Origin of the sequence: Aeribacillus pallidus (assembly GCF_050478865.1) — a bacterium.
In the GTDB taxonomy this organism is placed as follows: Bacteria; Bacillota; Bacilli; order Bacillales; family JACDOC01; genus JACDOC01.
Genome location: NZ_JBCNBW010000062.1, coordinates 1 through 17,879 on the forward strand (window position 1 = coordinate 1; position 17,879 = coordinate 17,879).

The 17,879-nt window shown below is 42.6% G+C and carries 18 protein-coding genes and 1 riboswitch; of the genes, 16 read left to right on the forward strand and 2 right to left on the reverse strand.

From position 1 onward, the window contains the following. The first annotated feature begins 225 nt into the window (after positions 1 to 225). The 15 genes from ABES52_RS13615 to purD all read left to right on the forward strand — a co-directional run bounded on the left by ABES52_RS13615 (position 226) and on the right by purD (position 15,577). On the forward strand, positions 226 to 600 hold the full coding sequence (locus ABES52_RS13615; protein WP_429651726.1) for a VOC family protein: 375 nt from the start codon (positions 226 to 228) through the stop codon (positions 598 to 600). A gap of 494 nt (positions 601 to 1,094) precedes the next feature. Then, on the forward strand, positions 1,095 to 1,646 hold the full coding sequence (locus ABES52_RS13620) for a DUF2179 domain-containing protein (protein ID WP_429651727.1): 552 nt from the start codon (positions 1,095 to 1,097) through the stop codon (positions 1,644 to 1,646). Further along, positions 1,633 to 1,830 (forward strand): NETI motif-containing protein, encoded by a 198-nt coding sequence (locus ABES52_RS13625; protein WP_429651728.1) that lies wholly within the window; start codon positions 1,633 to 1,635, stop codon positions 1,828 to 1,830. The genes ABES52_RS13620 and ABES52_RS13625 overlap by 14 nt, the downstream gene beginning before the upstream one ends. 78 nt (positions 1,831 to 1,908) lie before the next feature. Next, positions 1,909 to 2,010, forward strand: a riboswitch (purine riboswitch). Between the two features lie 117 nt (positions 2,011 to 2,127). After that, entirely contained in the window at positions 2,128 to 2,616 is a 489-nt protein-coding gene (purE, locus tag ABES52_RS13630; RefSeq protein WP_429651729.1) for a 5-(carboxyamino)imidazole ribonucleotide mutase, read from the forward strand. Continuing rightward, positions 2,600 to 3,757, forward strand: a complete 1,158-nt coding sequence (gene purK, locus ABES52_RS13635; RefSeq protein WP_429651730.1) for a 5-(carboxyamino)imidazole ribonucleotide synthase — start codon at positions 2,600 to 2,602, stop codon at positions 3,755 to 3,757. Before purE ends, purK begins: the two co-directional genes overlap by 17 nt. Continuing rightward, positions 3,754 to 5,052, forward strand: a complete 1,299-nt coding sequence (gene purB / locus ABES52_RS13640; protein WP_429651731.1) for an adenylosuccinate lyase — start codon at positions 3,754 to 3,756, stop codon at positions 5,050 to 5,052. The genes purK and purB overlap by 4 nt, the downstream gene beginning before the upstream one ends. 86 nt (positions 5,053 to 5,138) lie before the next feature. After that, positions 5,139 to 5,864 (forward strand): phosphoribosylaminoimidazolesuccinocarboxamide synthase, encoded by a 726-nt coding sequence (purC, locus tag ABES52_RS13645; RefSeq protein ID WP_429651732.1) that lies wholly within the window; start codon positions 5,139 to 5,141, stop codon positions 5,862 to 5,864. Further along, entirely contained in the window at positions 5,852 to 6,106 is a 255-nt protein-coding gene (gene purS / locus ABES52_RS13650) for a phosphoribosylformylglycinamidine synthase subunit PurS (protein WP_429651733.1), read from the forward strand. Before purC ends, purS begins: the two co-directional genes overlap by 13 nt. After that, positions 6,103 to 6,789, forward strand: a complete 687-nt coding sequence (gene purQ, locus ABES52_RS13655; RefSeq protein ID WP_429651734.1) for a phosphoribosylformylglycinamidine synthase subunit PurQ — start codon at positions 6,103 to 6,105, stop codon at positions 6,787 to 6,789. The genes purS and purQ overlap by 4 nt, the downstream gene beginning before the upstream one ends. Beyond that, the gene (gene purL / locus ABES52_RS13660; protein WP_429651735.1) at positions 6,773 to 8,998 is read left to right on the forward strand and encodes a phosphoribosylformylglycinamidine synthase subunit PurL; all 2,226 of its coding nucleotides are present in this window, start codon (positions 6,773 to 6,775) and stop codon (positions 8,996 to 8,998) included. The genes purQ and purL overlap by 17 nt, the downstream gene beginning before the upstream one ends. After that, entirely contained in the window at positions 8,983 to 10,395 is a 1,413-nt protein-coding gene (gene purF, locus ABES52_RS13665) for an amidophosphoribosyltransferase (protein ID WP_429651736.1), read from the forward strand. The genes purL and purF overlap by 16 nt, the downstream gene beginning before the upstream one ends. A gap of 15 nt (positions 10,396 to 10,410) precedes the next feature. Beyond that, positions 10,411 to 11,436 carry a phosphoribosylformylglycinamidine cyclo-ligase gene (gene purM, locus ABES52_RS13670; protein ID WP_429651737.1) on the forward strand — a complete coding sequence of 342 codons (1,026 nt, stop codon included), beginning with the start codon at positions 10,411 to 10,413 and terminating at the stop codon, positions 11,434 to 11,436. 123 nt (positions 11,437 to 11,559) lie between these two features. Then, positions 11,560 to 12,126: a phosphoribosylglycinamide formyltransferase gene (gene purN / locus ABES52_RS13675; protein ID WP_429651738.1), complete on the forward strand. Its 567-nt coding sequence runs from the start codon at positions 11,560 to 11,562 to the stop codon at positions 12,124 to 12,126. A gap of 601 nt (positions 12,127 to 12,727) precedes the next feature. Further along, positions 12,728 to 14,260, forward strand: coding sequence for a bifunctional phosphoribosylaminoimidazolecarboxamide formyltransferase/IMP cyclohydrolase (gene purH, locus ABES52_RS13680; protein ID WP_429651739.1), 1,533 nt, complete (start codon positions 12,728 to 12,730; stop codon positions 14,258 to 14,260). An 18-nt stretch (positions 14,261 to 14,278) separates the two neighbouring features. Next, a complete protein-coding gene (gene purD, locus ABES52_RS13685; protein WP_429651740.1) occupies positions 14,279 to 15,577 on the forward strand; it encodes a phosphoribosylamine--glycine ligase in 1,299 nt (432 codons plus the stop codon). On the opposite strand, the gene ABES52_RS13690 is transcribed toward purD, so the two are convergent. Both ABES52_RS13690 and ABES52_RS13695 read right to left on the reverse strand, forming a co-directional pair. Further along, a complete protein-coding gene (locus ABES52_RS13690; protein ID WP_429651741.1) occupies positions 15,531 to 15,641 on the reverse strand; it encodes an EYxxD motif small membrane protein in 111 nt (36 codons plus the stop codon). The two genes, purD and ABES52_RS13690, sit on opposite strands and share 47 nt — an antisense overlap. Before the next feature lie 73 nt (positions 15,642 to 15,714). After that, on the reverse strand, positions 15,715 to 15,990 hold the full coding sequence (locus tag ABES52_RS13695) for a YgaP family membrane protein (RefSeq protein ID WP_429651742.1): 276 nt from the start codon (positions 15,988 to 15,990) through the stop codon (positions 15,715 to 15,717). A gap of 120 nt (positions 15,991 to 16,110) precedes the next feature. Here ABES52_RS13695 and ABES52_RS13700 point away from each other — a divergent pair, with 120 nt between their 5' ends. After that, positions 16,111 to 17,853 (forward strand): adenine deaminase C-terminal domain-containing protein, encoded by a 1,743-nt coding sequence (locus ABES52_RS13700; RefSeq protein WP_429651743.1) that lies wholly within the window; start codon positions 16,111 to 16,113, stop codon positions 17,851 to 17,853. Positions 17,854 to 17,879 lie beyond the last annotated feature (26 nt).

The window sequence follows — 17,879 nt, forward strand, 5'->3', positions numbered from 1 at the left end:
GAGAGTAGGACGCTGCCAGGCTAGCTAAAACAGAGTCGAAGTATTGCGGCTCTGTTTTTTTGTTTATGTATCTTTTTACTAGCCATTGACTTAAACAATCAGAAAGTAAAAAGTCGAAATAGTGTGCAAATTAAATGAGGTCAAAAAGAAAAAAATGTTAAAATAGGAATTGGTTCATTAGTACGAATAGAACGTATAAAGAGAAAATATGCAGGAGGTAATTTTATGAATATTCACGTCAAACGTTTAGACCATGTTCAAATATGTATACCGGTAGGAGCTGAAGATGAAGCCCGAGCGTTTTACAGTGGCATCTTAGGATTTCAAGAAATTGAAAAACCAGACGCACTTAAAAAGAACGGCGGGTTATGGTATCAAGTTGGAGACATCGAATTACATATTGGGGTAGAAAATCGTGATGGTTACAATAGCAAAAGCCATCCGGCCTTTGAAGTTGAAGATCTCCAGTCCGTCAAAGAATATTTACTTAATAAAGGGATTCAGATTAATGAAGAAACACCGATTCCTCATGTGTCTCGATTCAGCTTCCGAGACCCTTTTAACAACCGCATAGAATTCCTGTCTAAACATCATCGATAATAGAAAAGGTAAGTCGCCATCTTTTTATCTTGAAGCTCCTCAAAATTGTTACCGTAAAGAAGGGGGAGGACCGTGCCAACCATCGTTTGCTTTGAAGATAGTATTACCGCAAGAAAAGTAGGACTTACCCAACCGATGTTAACCTATAAATTGGCTGCCCGACTTACAGGGACATTTGATTGACTTTTTCACAGAAGTGATTACTAGAGAAAATTATCAAACCATTTTATATGGTGAACGGAACGATGGGCTTCATTTTGGAGAAGCGGGTTATGAGATTCTTGCCAAATTACTTTGTCAAAAAATTATAGAAGTGAATGCTGAGCAAAGGTGTACATAAACCAATATCTTTAATGGGAACTTAAGCATACAAAAAGTTCCCATATTTTTTTTCTTGAAAAATGTTTAATCATGAAAAAATCGTTTAAAGTTAATATGATACTGTATTTATGCCAAACGAATAGGCTAACCATAGTTGAAAGGGGGAGTTTGCTTTGCTAGAAAATAGTTTGGTGATGATGGCCATTATTTTAATTATTAATATCGTCTACGTATCGTTTTTTACGATTCGTATGATTTTAACATTGAAAGGGCATCGGTATTTAGCAGCATTTATTAGTATGCTGGAAATTATTATTTATGTTGTTGGTTTAGGACTGGTGCTCGAAAATTTGAATGAAATTCAAAACTTAATCGCGTATGCTGTTGGATATGGTTTAGGTGTCATTGTTGGAATGAAGATCGAGGAAAAGCTTGCCCTTGGTTATATTACGGTTAATGTTATTACGAGAGAATATGATGTGGATTTACCGAAGCAATTGCGAACAAAAGGGTATGGAGTGACGACTTGGCAAGCACAAGGGTTAGAAGGAGATCGAATGGCCCTGTCCATTTTAACTCCGCGCAAATATGAGCTAAACTTATACCAGACGATCAAGGAGCTGGATCCGAAAGCCTTCATCATTTCGTATGAGCCGAAAACGATTTACGGAGGTTTCTGGGTAAAGACTGTAAAAAAAGGGAAGTTGAAAAATGAGCAAAAGTAAGAAACGATTCGAAGTACTCGAACATGAAACGATTGATCAATGCTTAGAACGAATGAAAATAGAAGGATATACCCCCATTCGACGGATGGAAGAACCTATTTTTCAGGAAGTAATTCAACAAGGAGTAAAAGAAATCGTACCAATTGGTCGAAAAATCGTCTTTGAAGGGAAAAAAGTAACGTAAAATCCGAACATTTATTTTCTTGATTTTACTAATGTTCGATTTTTGGTTGACAATGTAAAGCTAAGACTGGTAAGATGAGAGTGACAAAATGATAACCCTCATATAATCATGGGAATATGGCCCATAAGTATCTACCCGATCACCGTAAATGATCGGACTATGAGGGAAAGAGATTATCTGGACGTATGTTTAGGGATTTTTATGCCCTTTTCTCATCCCAGGTCGTCTGCTTTCTCTTATAGAAAAGGCGACCTGGTTTTTTGTTGGAATAACGAGGATCACAATAGGGGGATGAGTATGGTACCGCAAGTTGGAGTCATCATGGGAAGTACTTCGGATTGGGATACAATGAAACATTGTTGCGATATTTTAGAAGAGCTGAACATTCCGTACGAGAAAAAGGTGGTTTCGGCTCATCGAACACCTGACTACATGTTTGAATATGCCGAAACAGCGAAAGAACGGGGCATTCAGGTCATTGTTGCTGGTGCTGGTGGAGCGGCCCACCTGCCGGGGATGGTGGCAGCGAAAACGACCCTACCTGTCATCGGGGTGCCGGTTCAATCCAAAGCGTTAAATGGCTTAGATTCCCTCCTTTCAATTGTTCAAATGCCGGGGGGTGTTCCGGTGGCGACGGTTGCGATTGGCAAAGCAGGTGCAGTCAATGCTGGTTTATTGGCCGCACAAATATTAGCCATTAATAATATCGAATTAGCTAATCGCTTAGAAAACCGCCGAAACGAGATTAAACAAACCGTATTAGAAAGCAGTGATCAACTTGGCTAAAACGATTCTCCCTGGCCAAACGATCGGGATTATCGGCGGCGGTCAGCTTGGCCGAATGATGGCACTAGCAGCTAAGGAAGCTGGCTTTCGAATAGCTGTGTTAGACCCCAGCACTGACTCCCCTTGCGGACAAGTGGCGGATATAGAAATTACCGCTTCGTTTTCGGACCGTAACGCATTAAAGCAATTAGCAGATGTCAGTGATGTGATTACGTATGAGTTTGAAAATATTGATTATGAATCACTTAAATGGCTGCAAACCATCAGTTACGTCCCCCAAGGAGCGGAGTTAATTCGAATTACCCAACATCGAATTTATGAAAAAGAAGCTATCGTGAAAGCGGGAGCGAACGTGGCACCATACCAAGCGATCTATACGGATGCAGACTTGGAGTTGCACATATCTACACTTGGATTTCCAACGGTGTTAAAAACGGCGACTGGTGGGTACGATGGAAAAGGACAAGTCGTGATTCGTGAAGAATCGGACGTAAAAAGAGCCATGCAACTTCTTGAGCATGGTCCTTGTGTATTAGAAAAATGGGTACCGTTTGAAAAAGAAATTTCCGTCATTGTAACACGGTCAACAAACGGAGAAACAACCGTTTTACCAGTCGCTGAAAACATTCACGTGAACAATATTTTGCATGAGACCATTGTTCCTGCCCGTATTTCCGAACATTTACAATGGCAAGCAATTCAAGAAGCGAAAAAAATTGCGGACTATGTACAATTGGTCGGTACGCTTGCAGTGGAAATGTTCATTACATCCGATGGCGAGGTCCTTATTAACGAGTTAGCACCACGGCCTCATAATTCAGGGCACTTTTCGATTGAAGCTTGTGCCACCTCTCAGTTTGCCCAACATATTCGGGCCATCTGTAATTGGCCATTAAAGGACACAACCTTACTGAAACCGGCCGTTATGGTCAATGTATTAGGGCAACATATGGAGGAAGCTATTCAGCGAATTGGTCGCTATCCACATTGGTCGTTCCATCTTTACGGAAAAAAGGAAGCGAAAACGAATCGAAAGATGGGCCATATTACCGTTTTAACAGACGATGTGGATCGAACACTAGAAGAAATTAATCAAAGTCAAATTTGGATGAAAGAAAGAATCGGAGGAAAAAAAGCATGATTGAACGTTATACTCGACCTGAAATGGGAGCGATTTGGACAGAAGAAAATCGATTCCGCGCTTGGTTAGAGGTAGAAATTTTAGCGTGTGAAGCTTGGGCAGAACTTGGAGTGATTCCAAAAGAAGACGTCCAAAAAATTCGCGAAAACGCGTCGTTTGACGTCGCTCGTATAAAAGAGATCGAAGAAGAGACGCGCCATGACGTTGTTGCGTTTACCCGAGCGGTTTCTGAAACATTAGGAGAAGAACGCAAATGGGTTCACTACGGACTTACTTCAACAGATGTCGTTGATACAGCCCTTTCGTATTTGTTAAAACAAGCCAACGAAATTTTATTAAAAGACTTAGAAAACTTCATAGAGATCTTACGTCAAAAAGCGAAGGAACATAAATATACCGTCATGATGGGGCGCACCCACGGAGTGCATGCCGAACCGACAACGTTTGGACTGAAGTTAGCTCTTTGGTATGAAGAAATGAAGCGCAATCTAGAGCGCTTTAAACAAGCGGCGAAAGGGGTTCAAGTCGGAAAAATTTCCGGTGCGGTTGGAACATATGCCAATATCGACCCGTTTGTAGAAGCGTATGTGTGTGAAAAACTTGGCTTAGAACCAGCACCTATTTCCACGCAAACGTTGCAACGGGACCGCCATGCGCATTACTTAGCTACAATTGCCTTAATTGCCACGTCCATTGAAAAGTTTGCAGTGGAAATTCGCGGACTACAAAAAAGTGAAACACGCGAAGTGGAAGAATTTTTCGCCAAAGGCCAAAAGGGATCTTCAGCGATGCCGCATAAACGGAATCCGATCGGTTCAGAAAATATGACCGGTATGGCTCGGGTCATTCGAGGCTATATGATGACAGCGTATGAAAACGTCCCACTTTGGCACGAGCGAGATATCTCGCATTCATCTGCTGAACGGATCATCTTACCGGATGCAACGATCGCTTTAAACTACATGCTTAACCGTTTTGGAAATATCATCAAAAACTTAACTGTTTTTCCAGAAAATATGAAGCGTAATATGGAAAAAACGTTAGGTCTCATTTATTCTCAACGAGTGCTGTTAGCTTTAATCGACAAAGGAATGACACGTGAAGAAGCGTATGATACGGTTCAACCAAATGCGATGAAAGCGTGGGAATTACAAGTTTCGTTTCGTCAGTTAATTGAGCAAGATGAAACAATTACGGCGAAACTTTCGAAGAAAGAAATCGATGATTGTTTTGATTACAACTATCATTTAAAACATGTCGACACCATCTTTGAACGCCTCGGTTTAAACGACTAATGTTGACAGGAAGGGGTTCTCCCCTTCCACCCCTAAAATTTTTTAGACAGAAGATTTCTAATTTTCCTAATATGGAGGTTCGCTCGATGGAAAAACAAGCGCTTCTTTACGAAGGAAAGGCGAAGAAAATTTTTGCGACAACAGAAGATCAAGTGCTATGGGTCGAGTACAAAGATGAAGCGACCGCCTTCAACGGGGAGAAAAAAGCGGTTATTCAAGGGAAAGGTGCGTTAAATAATCAAATTACAAGCGTTATTTTCGGAAGATTACAAGAAGAAGGAATTGCCAATCATTTTATCAAGCAACTATCCGATTATGAGCAGCTTGTCAAACGTGTGACGATTATTCCGTTAGAAGTCGTTGTTCGTAATGTGGTAGCGGGTAGTTTAGCAAAGCGTCTTGGTATAGCAGAAGGGATAACGCTGAAACGCCCAATTATTGAGTTTTATTACAAAAATGACGACTTAGGAGACCCGTTAATCACAGACGAACATATCGACATTTTAAACATTGCCACTAAGGAAGAACTAGAGCTGATCAAGCAACAAGCGTTCCGTGTAAATGATGTATTAAAGCAATTATTTTCGAACTTAAACGTTAGATTAATAGATTTTAAGTTAGAGTTTGGAAAAGATGCTGCCGGAACGATTTTACTAGCCGATGAGATTTCACCAGATACATGTCGTCTCTGGGACAAAGAAACAAATCAAAAGTTAGATAAAGACGTCTTTCGTCGAGATTTAGGCACATTAACGGAAGCTTACGAAGAAATTTTGAATCGATTAGGGGGAACAGAAACATGTACAAAGTAAAAATTTTCGTCACGTTACGTGAAAGTGTATTAGATCCACAAGGAACAGCGGTGAAAAACTCGTTATACAGCATGTCGTACACGGAAGTAGAAGAGGTGCGAATCGGAAAATATATGGAGCTGACGTTAAAAAAATCTGATCGTGACGTTGAGGAAGTCGTTCGTGAAATGTGTGATCGCTTATTAGCAAATCCGGTCATTGAAGACTACCGTTACGAAATTGAGGAGTGTGTTGGTCAGTGAAATTTGCCGTAATCGTATTTCCAGGCTCTAACTGTGATGTGGATATGTATCATGCGATTAAAGACGAACTCGGGGAAGAAGTCGAATACGTTTGGCACGATGCTGATAATTTGGATGACTACGACGGAATTCTGCTTCCGGGAGGTTTTTCGTACGGAGACTACTTGCGCTCTGGGGCGATTGCTCGCTTTTCAAATGTGATGAAGGAAGTCATTAAAGCAGCGGAAGTAGGAAAACCGGTGTTAGGGGTATGTAACGGATTTCAAATTTTACTTGAAGCCGGCCTCCTACCAGGGGCGATGAGACGAAATGACCATTTACAGTTTGTTTGTAAACCGGTCACACTTACAGTCGAAAATAACGAAACGATGTTTACAGCTCAATACGAGCAAGGAGAAGAAATCATCATCCCGATTGCTCATGGGGAAGGGAATTACTACTGTGATGAGTCAACGCTAGAACAATTAAAAAAGAACAAGCAAATCGTCTTTACGTATGCGAAAGAAAATCCAAACGGGAGTGTAGCGAATATTGCAGGGATTATCAACGAACGTGGAAATGTGTTAGGGATGATGCCGCATCCTGAACGAGCGGTCGATCAGTTACTTGGCAGTCGAGACGGATTAAAGCTGTTCCAATCTATTGTGAAACATTGGAGGGAATCACATGTTGTTAAAGCTTGAGCCGAATCCAACACAAATTAAAGAAGAAAAACTGTATCGGGAAATGGGGCTTTCGGATGAAGAGTTTCAAATGATTGAAGAAATTTTAGGCCGACTCCCTAACTATACAGAAACTGGTCTCTTTTCAGTGATGTGGTCAGAGCATTGCAGTTATAAAAATTCCAAACCAGTGTTAAAGAAGTTTCCAACAAGCGGAGAAAAAGTACTACAAGGACCGGGAGAAGGAGCGGGCATCGTTGATATTGGAGACGATCAAGCGGTTGTATTTAAAATTGAGAGCCACAACCATCCATCTGCGATTGAACCTTACCAAGGGGCAGCAACAGGTGTCGGCGGCATTATACGCGACGTATTTTCAATGGGGGCAAGACCTGTTGCGCTCCTCAACTCTCTACGCTTTGGAGAATTGGATTCTGCTCGTGTTCAGTATCTCTTTAAAGAAGTCGTAGCAGGAATTGCTGGATACGGAAACTGTATTGGTATTCCTACAGTCGGAGGAGAAGTTCAATTCGATCCGTCCTATGAAGGCAACCCGTTAGTGAATGCGATGTGTGTCGGTTTAATTAATCATCAAGATATTAAAAAAGGGCAGGCACACGGGGTAGGAAATACGGTGATGTACGTCGGTGCGAAAACGGGGCGCGACGGAATTCACGGAGCAACGTTTGCTTCCGAGGAGTTAAACGAAAGCTCTGAAGAAAAACGTCCTGCTGTCCAAGTAGGAGATCCATTTATGGAAAAGCTGTTAATGGAAGCGTGCCTTGAGCTCGTTCAATCGGATGCTCTTGTCGGTATTCAAGACATGGGAGCGGCTGGGTTAACAAGTTCATCTGCTGAGATGGCAAGTAAAGCTGGCTCTGGGATTGAGATGAATTTAGATCTTGTCCCGCAACGCGAAACGGGGATGACGGCATATGAGATGATGCTTTCCGAATCGCAAGAGCGTATGCTCATTGTCGTAAAAAAAGGTCGGGAACAAGAAGTGATTGACCTGTTTTCCAAATACGGCTTGGAAGCGGTCGCGATTGGAAAAGTTACCGATGATCAAATGCTCCGCCTTTTCCATCAAGGAGAAGTCGTCGCTGAAGTCCCAGTGGATGCGTTAGCAGAAGACGCACCTGTTTACCATAAGCCATCCAAGGAACCAGCCTATTATCAAGAGTTTCAACAAATGGCGCCATATGTGCCTCAAGTTAATGATTACAAGCAAACATTGATCGACTTATTAAAACAACCGACGATTGCAAGTAAAGAGTGGGTGTACCACCAATACGATTATCAAGTTCGGACGAATACGGTCGTTTGTCCAGGTTCAGACGCAGCGGTCATTCGTATTCGCGGCACAAACAAAGCGTTAGCTATGACGACGGACTGTAATTCCCGCTACATTTACTTAGATCCGGAAATGGGTGGGAAAATCGCCGTTGCTGAAGCTGCCCGAAACGTAGTTTGTTCGGGAGCCGAACCCCTAGCAATTACCGATTGTTTGAACTTCGGGAATCCAGAAAAGCCGGAGATTTTCTGGCAGTTAGAAAAAGCGGTTGACGGAATGAGTGCAGCATGTCGCGCGCTTAACACACCGGTTATTAGCGGAAACGTTTCTTTATATAACGAAACGAATGGAACAGCTGTTTATCCAACACCGGTAGTCGGTATGGTTGGGTTAATTTCTGATATCAACCACATTACTACACAACCGTTTAAACAAGCGGGTGACCTTGTCTACGTCATTGGGGAAACAAAGCCTGAGTTCGGTGGAAGTGAATTACAAAAAATGAAAGAAGGGCGCATCTTCGGTAAAGCGCCAGCGCTTGACTTGGAGATTGAAGAGAAACGCCAAAAGCAACTGCTTGAAGCGATTCGACGTGGTTATGTTGCTTCTGCGCACGACGTGGCCGAAGGAGGATTGGCCGTTGCGCTTGCGGAGTGCACCTTCGGAACGAAAGGGCTTGGCGTGCACGTAACACTACCAGGCGACGATATTGTGGCGGATTTATTTGCCGAAACCCAGTCTCGCTTTATCGTTTCTGTACCAAAGTCGTATCAAGAGCAATTTGAAAGTTTAGTAGAAGATGCACAGTTCATTGGAGAAGTGACGGACACTCCTGAATTCTCGATTATGACCCGTTCTGGAGAACAAGTGATTAGCGGTAGCGTAGCGGAATTTGAAGGAGTGTGGAAAGGAGCCATCCCATGCTTGCTGAAATAAAAGGACTAAATGAAGAGTGTGGAGTGTTTGGTGTTTGGGGCCATTCCAATGCGGCTCAACTCACCTATTACGGGTTGCATAGTTTACAGCATCGTGGTCAAGAAGGGGCCGGCATTGTCGTCACAGACGGAAAAGTGTTAAAAGGGATCAAAGGGGAAGGACTTGTAACAGAAGTTTTCGATGCTGATAAATTAGAAGAGTTACAGGGAAAAGCAGCCATCGGTCATGTTCGTTACGCGACAGCGGGGGGCGGAGGGTATGAAAACGTCCAGCCCCTCCTATTTCACTCTCAAAGCGGAAGCCTCGCGTTAGCTCATAATGGTAACTTAGTGAACGCGACGGCTTTAAAACACCAATTGGAACGCCAAGGGAGCATTTTTCAAACAACGTCCGATACGGAAGTATTAGCCCATCTTATTAAACGAAGTGGATTTCCGTTATTAAAGGACCGGGTGAAAAACGCGTTAACGATGTTAAAGGGTGCTTATGCCTTTTTAATCATGACCGAAACCGAACTGATGGTGGCTCTTGACCCGAACGGATTACGGCCACTTTCGATTGGAAAAATCGGCGATGCGTATTGCGTATCGTCGGAAACGTGTGCTTTTGATATCGTTGGGGCTACGTTTGAACGGGATGTGGAGCCTGGGGAGCTTCTCATTATTAACGATGAAGGGCTCTATTCGGAAAAATTTTCCCTTTCTACATCGAGTGCGATTTGCACAATGGAGTATATTTATTTTTCACGCCCAGATAGCAACATCCATGGGATTAACGTTCATACAGCAAGAAAAAATCTCGGGAAGCAACTCGCGCATGAGGCGCAGATTGAAGCGGACGTGGTAACGGGTGTACCGGACTCCAGTATCTCTGTGGCGATTGGATATGCGGAAGCATCCGGCATTCCATACGAAATGGGGTTAATTAAAAATCGATATGTGGGCCGAACGTTTATTCAACCATCTCAATCGTTGCGCGAACAAGGGGTGAAAATGAAACTTTCTCCTGTTCGCGGAGTGGTAGAAGGAAAACGCGTCATCATGGTTGACGATTCAATCGTTCGCGGAACGACAAGTAAACGTATTGTTTCAATGTTAAAAGAAGCGGGAGCAAAAGAAGTACACGTATGTATTAGTGCTCCACCGATTCAACACCCTTGTTTTTACGGAATTGATACATCGACCCATGAAGAATTAATTGCTGCTAATCATTCCGTTGAAGAAATTAAAGAAATTATCGGAGCTGACTCCTTAACGTTTATTAGTGTCGAAGGATTGTTAAAAGCGATTGGCCGACCAAACGAAGGCGAGTTCCGAGGTCAATGTTTAGCGTGTTTTATCGGAAAATACCCAACCGAAATTTATCCAGATACGGTTCTGCCTTACGAAAAATGTTAATGAGGAGGATTGTGCATGGCAAACGCATATAAACAGGCCGGGGTAAATATTGAAGCGGGCTACGAAGCCGTTTCTCGCATAAAAAAGCATGTCGCTCGAACAAAACGAACAGGGGTTATCGGTGCGTTAGGCGGCTTTGGCGGGTTGTTTGATTTATCCCAACTTCGATATAAGGAGCCAGTGCTTGTTTCCGGTACCGACGGAGTAGGAACGAAGCTGAAACTCGCTTTCCTCCTAGACAGACACGATACGATCGGGATTGATTGTGTCGCAATGTGTGTCAACGACATTGTCGTACAGGGAGCGGAACCATTATTTTTCCTAGACTATTTAGCTGTAGGTGAAGCGAACCCTGCCAAAATTGAACAAATTGTTAAAGGAGTTGCGGATGGGTGTGAACAAGCAGGTTGTGCATTGATCGGTGGGGAAACAGCGGAGATGCCTGGCATGTATGATAAAGATGAATATGATATCGCGGGGTTTGCGGTCGGAGCTTGTGAGCGTTCGGAACTAATTGACGGTCAATCGATTCAACAGGGGGATATGTTAATCGGCCTAGCCTCTAGCGGTATTCATAGCAATGGGTACTCACTTGTACGGAAAGTATTTCTAAACGACCATCACTACACGCTTGATAAACATGTAGATGAACTAGGAACAACACTTGGGGATGCTTTGTTAACACCGACAAAAATTTATGTAAAGCCGATTTTAGCTGCGCTAAAGAAATTCCGGATTAAAGGGATGGCCCATATCACCGGGGGTGGCTTTGTTGAAAACGTTCCACGTATGTTGCCGGATGGGTGTGGAGCCCAGATTGAAAAAAGAACGTGGCCGGTGTTACCAATTTTCCAATTGATCGAAAAGTACGGACAAATTCCGCACGATGAAATGTACAACATTTTTAACATGGGGATTGGTATGGTGCTTGCCGTGGAAGAACAAGAGGTGGATGAACTTTTATCGTTCTTCCATGAACAAGGGGAGCAAGCATATGTGATTGGACGAGTCATCGAAGGTAATGGAGTAGAAATACGATAAAGTGAAACTTCCTTCAGTACTGATGGTTAGTTGAACGAATCGGGTTCTTACTGACCTAAGTATTGAAGTGGGAGTCTTAGTACTCGTTAGAACGGGATAAACTTTTTAACTTGGAGGCGGACGATGAAAAAAATCGCCATCTTTGCATCGGGAAGTGGAAGTAACTTTCAAGCGATTGTCGATGCAGTGAAAGAAGGAACATTGCAAGCGGATGTAAGATTATTAGTTTGTGATCAACCAGCAGCGTATGTGATAGAACGGGCACAGCGAGAAGGAATTGAGACATTTGTTTTTTCGCCTAAACAATACGAAAGTAAGGCGGCATTTGAATCCGAAATTTTGGAGCGATTACGTCAGGAGCAAGTCGAATTTCTCGTACTCGCCGGATATATGCGCTTAATTGGACCGACTCTTTTACAGGCGTATCCAGAGCAGATTGTGAATATTCACCCATCCTTGTTACCGGCGTTTCCTGGTAAAGATGCGATCGGTCAAGCGCTTGAAGCGGGCGTAAAGGTCAGCGGCGTGACCATTCATTACGTCGATGAAGGGATGGACACGGGGCCGATCATTGCCCAACGTGCGATCAACATTGACAAAGGGGAAACACGGGAGACATTAGCCAAGAAAATTCACGCCATTGAACATGAGTTGTATCCGCAAGTGTTACAACAACTATTTTCAAGGTGACGTTCGAAAAACCTTCAAGGTTAAGAGCAAACTTGGAGGTTTATGGGAAAAAATAAGTATTTACGAGCACACATTTTAGGGTTGTGGGAAAAAATAATTAATTTATGAGAAAAATATTTAGTTTTATGGGAAAAACACCTAGTTTATGAGCAAACATTTTAGTGTTGCGGGAAAAAATAACGAAATTATGAGCAAACATTTTAGTGTTGCGGGAAAAAATAACGAAATTATGAGCAAACATTTAGGTTTACGGGAAAACAACGAGTATATGAGCAAACATTCTAGGTTTACGGAAAAAAACCGAATTTATGAGCAAAAAATAAGTTTATGGGAAAACACCTAGTTTAAGAGTAAACATTCTAGGTTTACGAAAAAAAAACGAATTTATTATGGGAAAAACACCTAGTTTACGAGCAAACATTTTAGGTTTGCGGGAAAAAATAACAAAATTATGAGCAAAAATCTTCAATTTAAGGGAAAACATCAAGAATATGAGCAAAAATCCGATTTATGGTCAATTTTACATTCAGGACAATCGAAATGAAGATGAGGAACCATCCCAATGAATCAGTCAAACAAACAGTCATGGGAGGAATACGATATGAAACGAGCGTTAATTAGTGTGTCAGACAAAACGGGTGTCATCGATTTCGCTAAGCAACTCGTTCGTCTTGGGTTTGAAATTATTTCGACAGGTGGAACGAAAAAAATGTTAGAAGAAAACGGAGTCCCGGTGATCGGTGTTCAAGAGGTGACGGGATTTCCTGAAATTTTAGAAGGACGGGTCAAAACGTTACATCCAGCCATTCACGGAGGATTGCTAGCGAAACTCGATAATGAAACGCACCTTGAACAATTAGAACAACAAAATATTACACCGATTGAGTTAGTGTGCGTGAACCTTTATCCGTTTCAACAAACGATTGCGAAACCAGATGTAACCGAAGCAGAAGCAATTGAAAATATCGATATTGGCGGCCCAACGATGCTTAGGGCAGCGGCGAAAAACCATGCCCATGTAACGGTTGTCGTAGACGCTAACGATTATCAACAAGTCATTCAAGAACTTGATGAGCATGGTTCGGTGTCGTTATCTACTCGTAAAGCCCTTGCTGCGAAAGTATTCCGTCACACCGCTGCCTACGATGCGATGATTGCTCAATATATGACCGAGCTAGTCGGAGAAGAAAATCCAGAATCGCTAACGTTTACGTATGAATTAAAGCAAACGCTACGCTACGGAGAAAATCCGCATCAAAAAGCAGCGTTTTATAAAAAACCTCTAGGCTCTTCTTTTTCCATTGCTCGTGCCAAACAGCTTCACGGAAAAGAATTATCCTACAATAACATTCATGACGCAGATGCCGCGCTACAAATTGTTAAAGAATTTAAAGAACCAGCAGCCGTCGCGGTGAAGCATATGAATCCATGCGGCGTAGGCATTGGTGAAAATAGCTTTGAAGCGTTTGTTCGTGCGTATGAAGCGGATCCGGTGTCCATCTTTGGTGGAATCGTTGCCTTTAACCGTGAAGTGGATCGCCAAACCGCTGAAAAACTGCATGAAATCTTTTTGGAAATTATTATTGCACCATACCTTACCGAAGATGCACTTACCATTCTTACATCAAAGAAAAACTTACGCCTACTAACGGTGGACTTTGATTTGAAAGCAAAAAAAGAGCCGATGCTCACTTCCATTGAAGGGGGCTTATTAGTGCAAGATATGGATGCCTATACGTTAGAAGATGCCAACATTCACATTCCGACGAAACGTGAGCCAACCGAAGAAGAGTGGGAAGCGCTAAAGCTTGGCTGGAAAGTTGTCAAACATGTGAAATCGAATGCGATTGTGGTGGCGAATAGCGAGCGGACGCTTGGAGTGGGAGCAGGACAAATGAATCGGGTAGGAGCGGCCCGCATTGCCCTTGAACAAGCAGGCGAACTGGCGAAAGGAGCCATTTTAGCTTCGGACGCATTTTTCCCAATGGACGATACGGTCGAAGCAGCAGCGAAAGCAGGTATTACGGCAATTATCCAACCTGGTGGTTCCATCCGCGACGAAGACTCTATTAAAAAGGCGGATGAGTATGGCATTGCAATGGTCTTTACCGGGGTGCGCCACTTTAAACACTAATAAATGAGGGGGATATCCATGAACGTATTAGTCATTGGAAGAGGCGGCCGTGAGCATGCGATTTGTAAAAAATTAAACGAAAGTCCGAACGTCGACACGGTCTTTTGCGCGCCAGGAAATGCGGGAATTGGGTTTGATGCGACGTTAGTTCCGATTGAAGAATCAGCGCATGAACAGCTTATCCAATTTGCCAAAGAACAGCATATCGAGTTAGTCATCGTCGGTCCAGAAAATCCACTATTGGAGGGGATTGTTAACCAATTCCAACAAGCGGGTATCCGTGTTTTTGGTCCGACAAAAGAAGCCGCTCTCATTGAAGGTAGTAAGTCGTTTGCAAAAGCGTTAATGAAAAAATACAACATCCCGACGGCGAAGTATGAAACGTTTGACCACTTTGAAGAAGCAAAAAAATATATAAAACAACACGGTGCGCCGATTGTGATTAAAGCGGATGGACTTGCTGCCGGAAAAGGTGTCGTCGTGGCGATGACGGAAGAAGAAGCGTTTGAAGCCTTAGAAGAAATGATGATTCATGGAAAATTTGGTGATGCCTCTACTCGCGTCGTTATCGAGGAGTTTTTACAAGGAGAAGAATTTTCCCTCATGGCATTTGTCCACGGAGAAGCGGTGTATCCAATGGTGATTGCCCAAGACCATAAACGAGCGTTTGATCACGATGAAGGTCCGAATACGGGAGGAATGGGTGCTTATTCTCCTGTCCCACACATTCCGGAATCGGTTGTGGACGCCGCCATAAATGATATTTTACTGCCAACGGCTCAAGCACTTGTTAAAGAAGGACGACCTTTTACAGGTATTTTGTATGCGGGGTTAATGAATACGGCGGATGGTCCAAAAGTTATCGAATTTAATGCTCGTTTCGGAGACCCAGAAACACAAGTGGTGTTACCGCGAATGAAATCCGATTTAGTGGAAGTCATCATGCATGTGTTAGAAAACAAGCCGGTCACCATCGAATGGGAGAAACAAGCAGTTGTTGGGGTTGTTGTCGCTGCAAAAGGATATCCTGGTTCATATGAAAAAGAATTTCCGCTGGTTGGATTAGAAGACATCTCCACAACCGTAGATTTGTTCCATGCAGGGACGAAAAAAGATGTACACGACAATTGGGTAGCCAACGGAGGACGTTTGTATTTAGTCGCTGGAAAAGGGACAACAATTGCTGAAGCTCAACAAAAGGTTTATCAAGAATTAGAAAAAGTTGCCCAAGATAACGTCTTTTTCCGCCGAGATATCGGCAACAAAGGGATTACGTTCGGTTCTTTCTCGAACGACGGATATATACGTACAAAATAGCGATAATCCCACCAATTAATGAGATAAGCACATAGGACATATCGGTCACATATTCTAAAAACATCACATCATCTCCCTTTTTATAAAGGTGGGGTCAGACACTTGTCTGACCTTTTTTAATTTTTTACATCTACAATTTACGAAGGATTAAATGGTGCTTCAGGCACAGCTTCTTCGTTGTGTTCTTTTTTCGTATTCGATGCTGGCTGATAGGTTTCATATAGTGCAGTTAGTGGACAATATTTTAATATACCTTCTCCAACCTTCATGGCACCTAACATCGCGATTAAAAGATGATACCCGTCTCGCCATGGTCGCTTCACCATTTTCGCGGTGGCCCATGATAAAATGGTAAGTCCAGCCGTTATACGACATAGAGCGTTTAATATTCCAATATTCTGCTTTACTTTCATGAATTCTTCCTCCTTACAAATTTTTTATAAAAAATTCAAGCTACTTTCATGCGTTAAAACACAAAATATGGTAGGATAGTAAAAAACGATTGTGTACCTTCCTTTAGGGGGAATGTCTTTATGCCAGAACGTCGACTGAAATGGAAATCGAAACAAATTCGTGAACAAATCGAAGTCATTGAAGGGAAAAAGTCCCCATCTTTATTGTTAAAAAATGCCCGTTTTTTACATGCTAAATTAAAGCAATGGGTGAATGGACATATTTGGATTTACCAGGATCGGATTGTGTATGTTGGGAACGAACTTCCAAGTAATTTGGAATCGACGGAGGTTGTCGATTGCCAATCGTACGTTTTAGTCCCGGGTTATATTGAGCCACATGCCCATCCGTTTCAGTTATATAATCCCCAATCGTTAGCCCGATATGCGTCGCAAACGGGGACAACGACCCTCATCAATGACAACTTAATGTTGTTTTTATTATCCGGAAAAAAGAAAGCGTTTTCTTTGTTAGAAGAATTAAAACAGTTACCAGTATCGATGTATTGGTGGTGCCGTTTTGACCCACAGACCGTTTTACAAGAAGAGGATCAAGTTTTTAATCACCATGACATCAAGTCTTGGCTTGAGCATGACCTTGTCCTTCAAGGGGGCGAGCTTACCGGTTGGCCACGCTTGTTGGCAGGGGACGACTTAATGCTTCTTTGGTTACAGGAAGCAAAACGTCTTCGAAAACGAATCGAAGGTCACTTTCCGGGTGCCTCTGAAACGACGTTAGCTAAAATGATGCTGTTCGGTGCCGATGCGGATCATGAAGCGATGACAGGAGAAGACGTATGGAAACGATTAATGCAAGGGTATACCGTATCGTTGCGATATTCCTCGATTCGCCCTGATTTACCAAAGTTATTAGAAGAAATGAAGAAATATCCGATTGAAGACTATAGCTCCATCATGTTTACGACCGATGGCTCTACTCCGATTTTTTACGAGCAAGGCTTGCTGGACAAAATGATTGCTATTGCCATTGAACATGGAGTAGATCCAATGGATGCGTATTTAATGGCTTCATATAATGTGGCCCGCTATTACGGAATCGATCATTGGTACGGAATGATTGCTACTGGGCGAATTGCTCATATTAATTTTCTAGAGAGTGAAGAGTTGCCAACACCTGTGCATGTATTAGCAAAAGGGCACTGGGTGAAACGAAACGGAGCCCCATGTGGCGAATGGCCAGATTTAGAGTGGCAGAACATCGGCTTGAAAGAGCTCTCGCTTGATTGGGAACTATCCTATGACGACCTACATTTTTCGATGCCGTTTGGAATTGAAATGGTCAATTCCGTCATCACCAAACCGTACTCGATTTCGCTAGATGCCACAGGTGATGAATTATCGATGGAGCATGACGAAAGCTTTTTAATGCTAGTTGACAGACATGGAAAATGGCATGTCAATACGCTTGTGAAAGGATTTGCCACTTCAGTGAGTGGATTTGTATCTTCGTATTCAAATTCAGGTGACCTGATTATTCTAGGAAAGCGAAAAGAAGATATGCTTCTTGCGTTTAACCGAATGAAAGAAATGGGAGGGGGCATCGTTTTAGCAGAGCACGGAAAGATTGTTCATGAAATTTCGCTTCCGCTTGGTGGGGTCATGTCCGATCAAAGGATGGAAGAGGTTATTCAACAGACAAAACAACTTGTGAAGCTTTTGAAAGAACGAGGCTATCAACATGAAGATCCTATTTATAACTTGTTGTTCTTTTCTTCCACGCATTTGCCGTATATCCGAGTGACACCAATGGGCATGTATGACGTAATGAAAAAGACAGTTCTCTTTCCTTCTATAATGCGTTAAAATGATAAAGAGAAAGTAAATAGAGG

Coding starts and splice junctions, on each gene's coding strand:
- ABES52_RS13615 (WP_429651726.1), top strand. CDS start 226: ATGAATATTCACGTCAAACGTTTAGACCATGTTCAAATATGTATACCG.
- ABES52_RS13625 (WP_429651728.1), top strand. CDS start 1,633: ATGAGCAAAAGTAAGAAACGATTCGAAGTACTCGAACATGAAACGATT.
- purE (WP_429651729.1), top strand. CDS start 2,128: ATGGTACCGCAAGTTGGAGTCATCATGGGAAGTACTTCGGATTGGGAT.
- purB (WP_429651731.1), top strand. CDS start 3,754: ATGATTGAACGTTATACTCGACCTGAAATGGGAGCGATTTGGACAGAA.
- purC (WP_429651732.1), top strand. CDS start 5,139: ATGGAAAAACAAGCGCTTCTTTACGAAGGAAAGGCGAAGAAAATTTTT.
- purS (WP_429651733.1), top strand. CDS start 5,852: ATGTACAAAGTAAAAATTTTCGTCACGTTACGTGAAAGTGTATTAGAT.
- purL (WP_429651735.1), top strand. CDS start 6,773: ATGTTGTTAAAGCTTGAGCCGAATCCAACACAAATTAAAGAAGAAAAA.
- purF (WP_429651736.1), top strand. CDS start 8,983: ATGCTTGCTGAAATAAAAGGACTAAATGAAGAGTGTGGAGTGTTTGGT.
- purM (WP_429651737.1), top strand. CDS start 10,411: ATGGCAAACGCATATAAACAGGCCGGGGTAAATATTGAAGCGGGCTAC.
- purN (WP_429651738.1), top strand. CDS start 11,560: ATGAAAAAAATCGCCATCTTTGCATCGGGAAGTGGAAGTAACTTTCAA.
- purH (WP_429651739.1), top strand. CDS start 12,728: ATGAAACGAGCGTTAATTAGTGTGTCAGACAAAACGGGTGTCATCGAT.
- purD (WP_429651740.1), top strand. CDS start 14,279: ATGAACGTATTAGTCATTGGAAGAGGCGGCCGTGAGCATGCGATTTGT.
- ABES52_RS13690 (WP_429651741.1), bottom strand. CDS start 15,641: ATGTTTTTAGAATATGTGACCGATATGTCCTATGTGCTTATCTCATTA.
- ABES52_RS13695 (WP_429651742.1), bottom strand. CDS start 15,990: ATGAAAGTAAAGCAGAATATTGGAATATTAAACGCTCTATGTCGTATA.
- ABES52_RS13700 (WP_429651743.1), top strand. CDS start 16,111: ATGCCAGAACGTCGACTGAAATGGAAATCGAAACAAATTCGTGAACAA.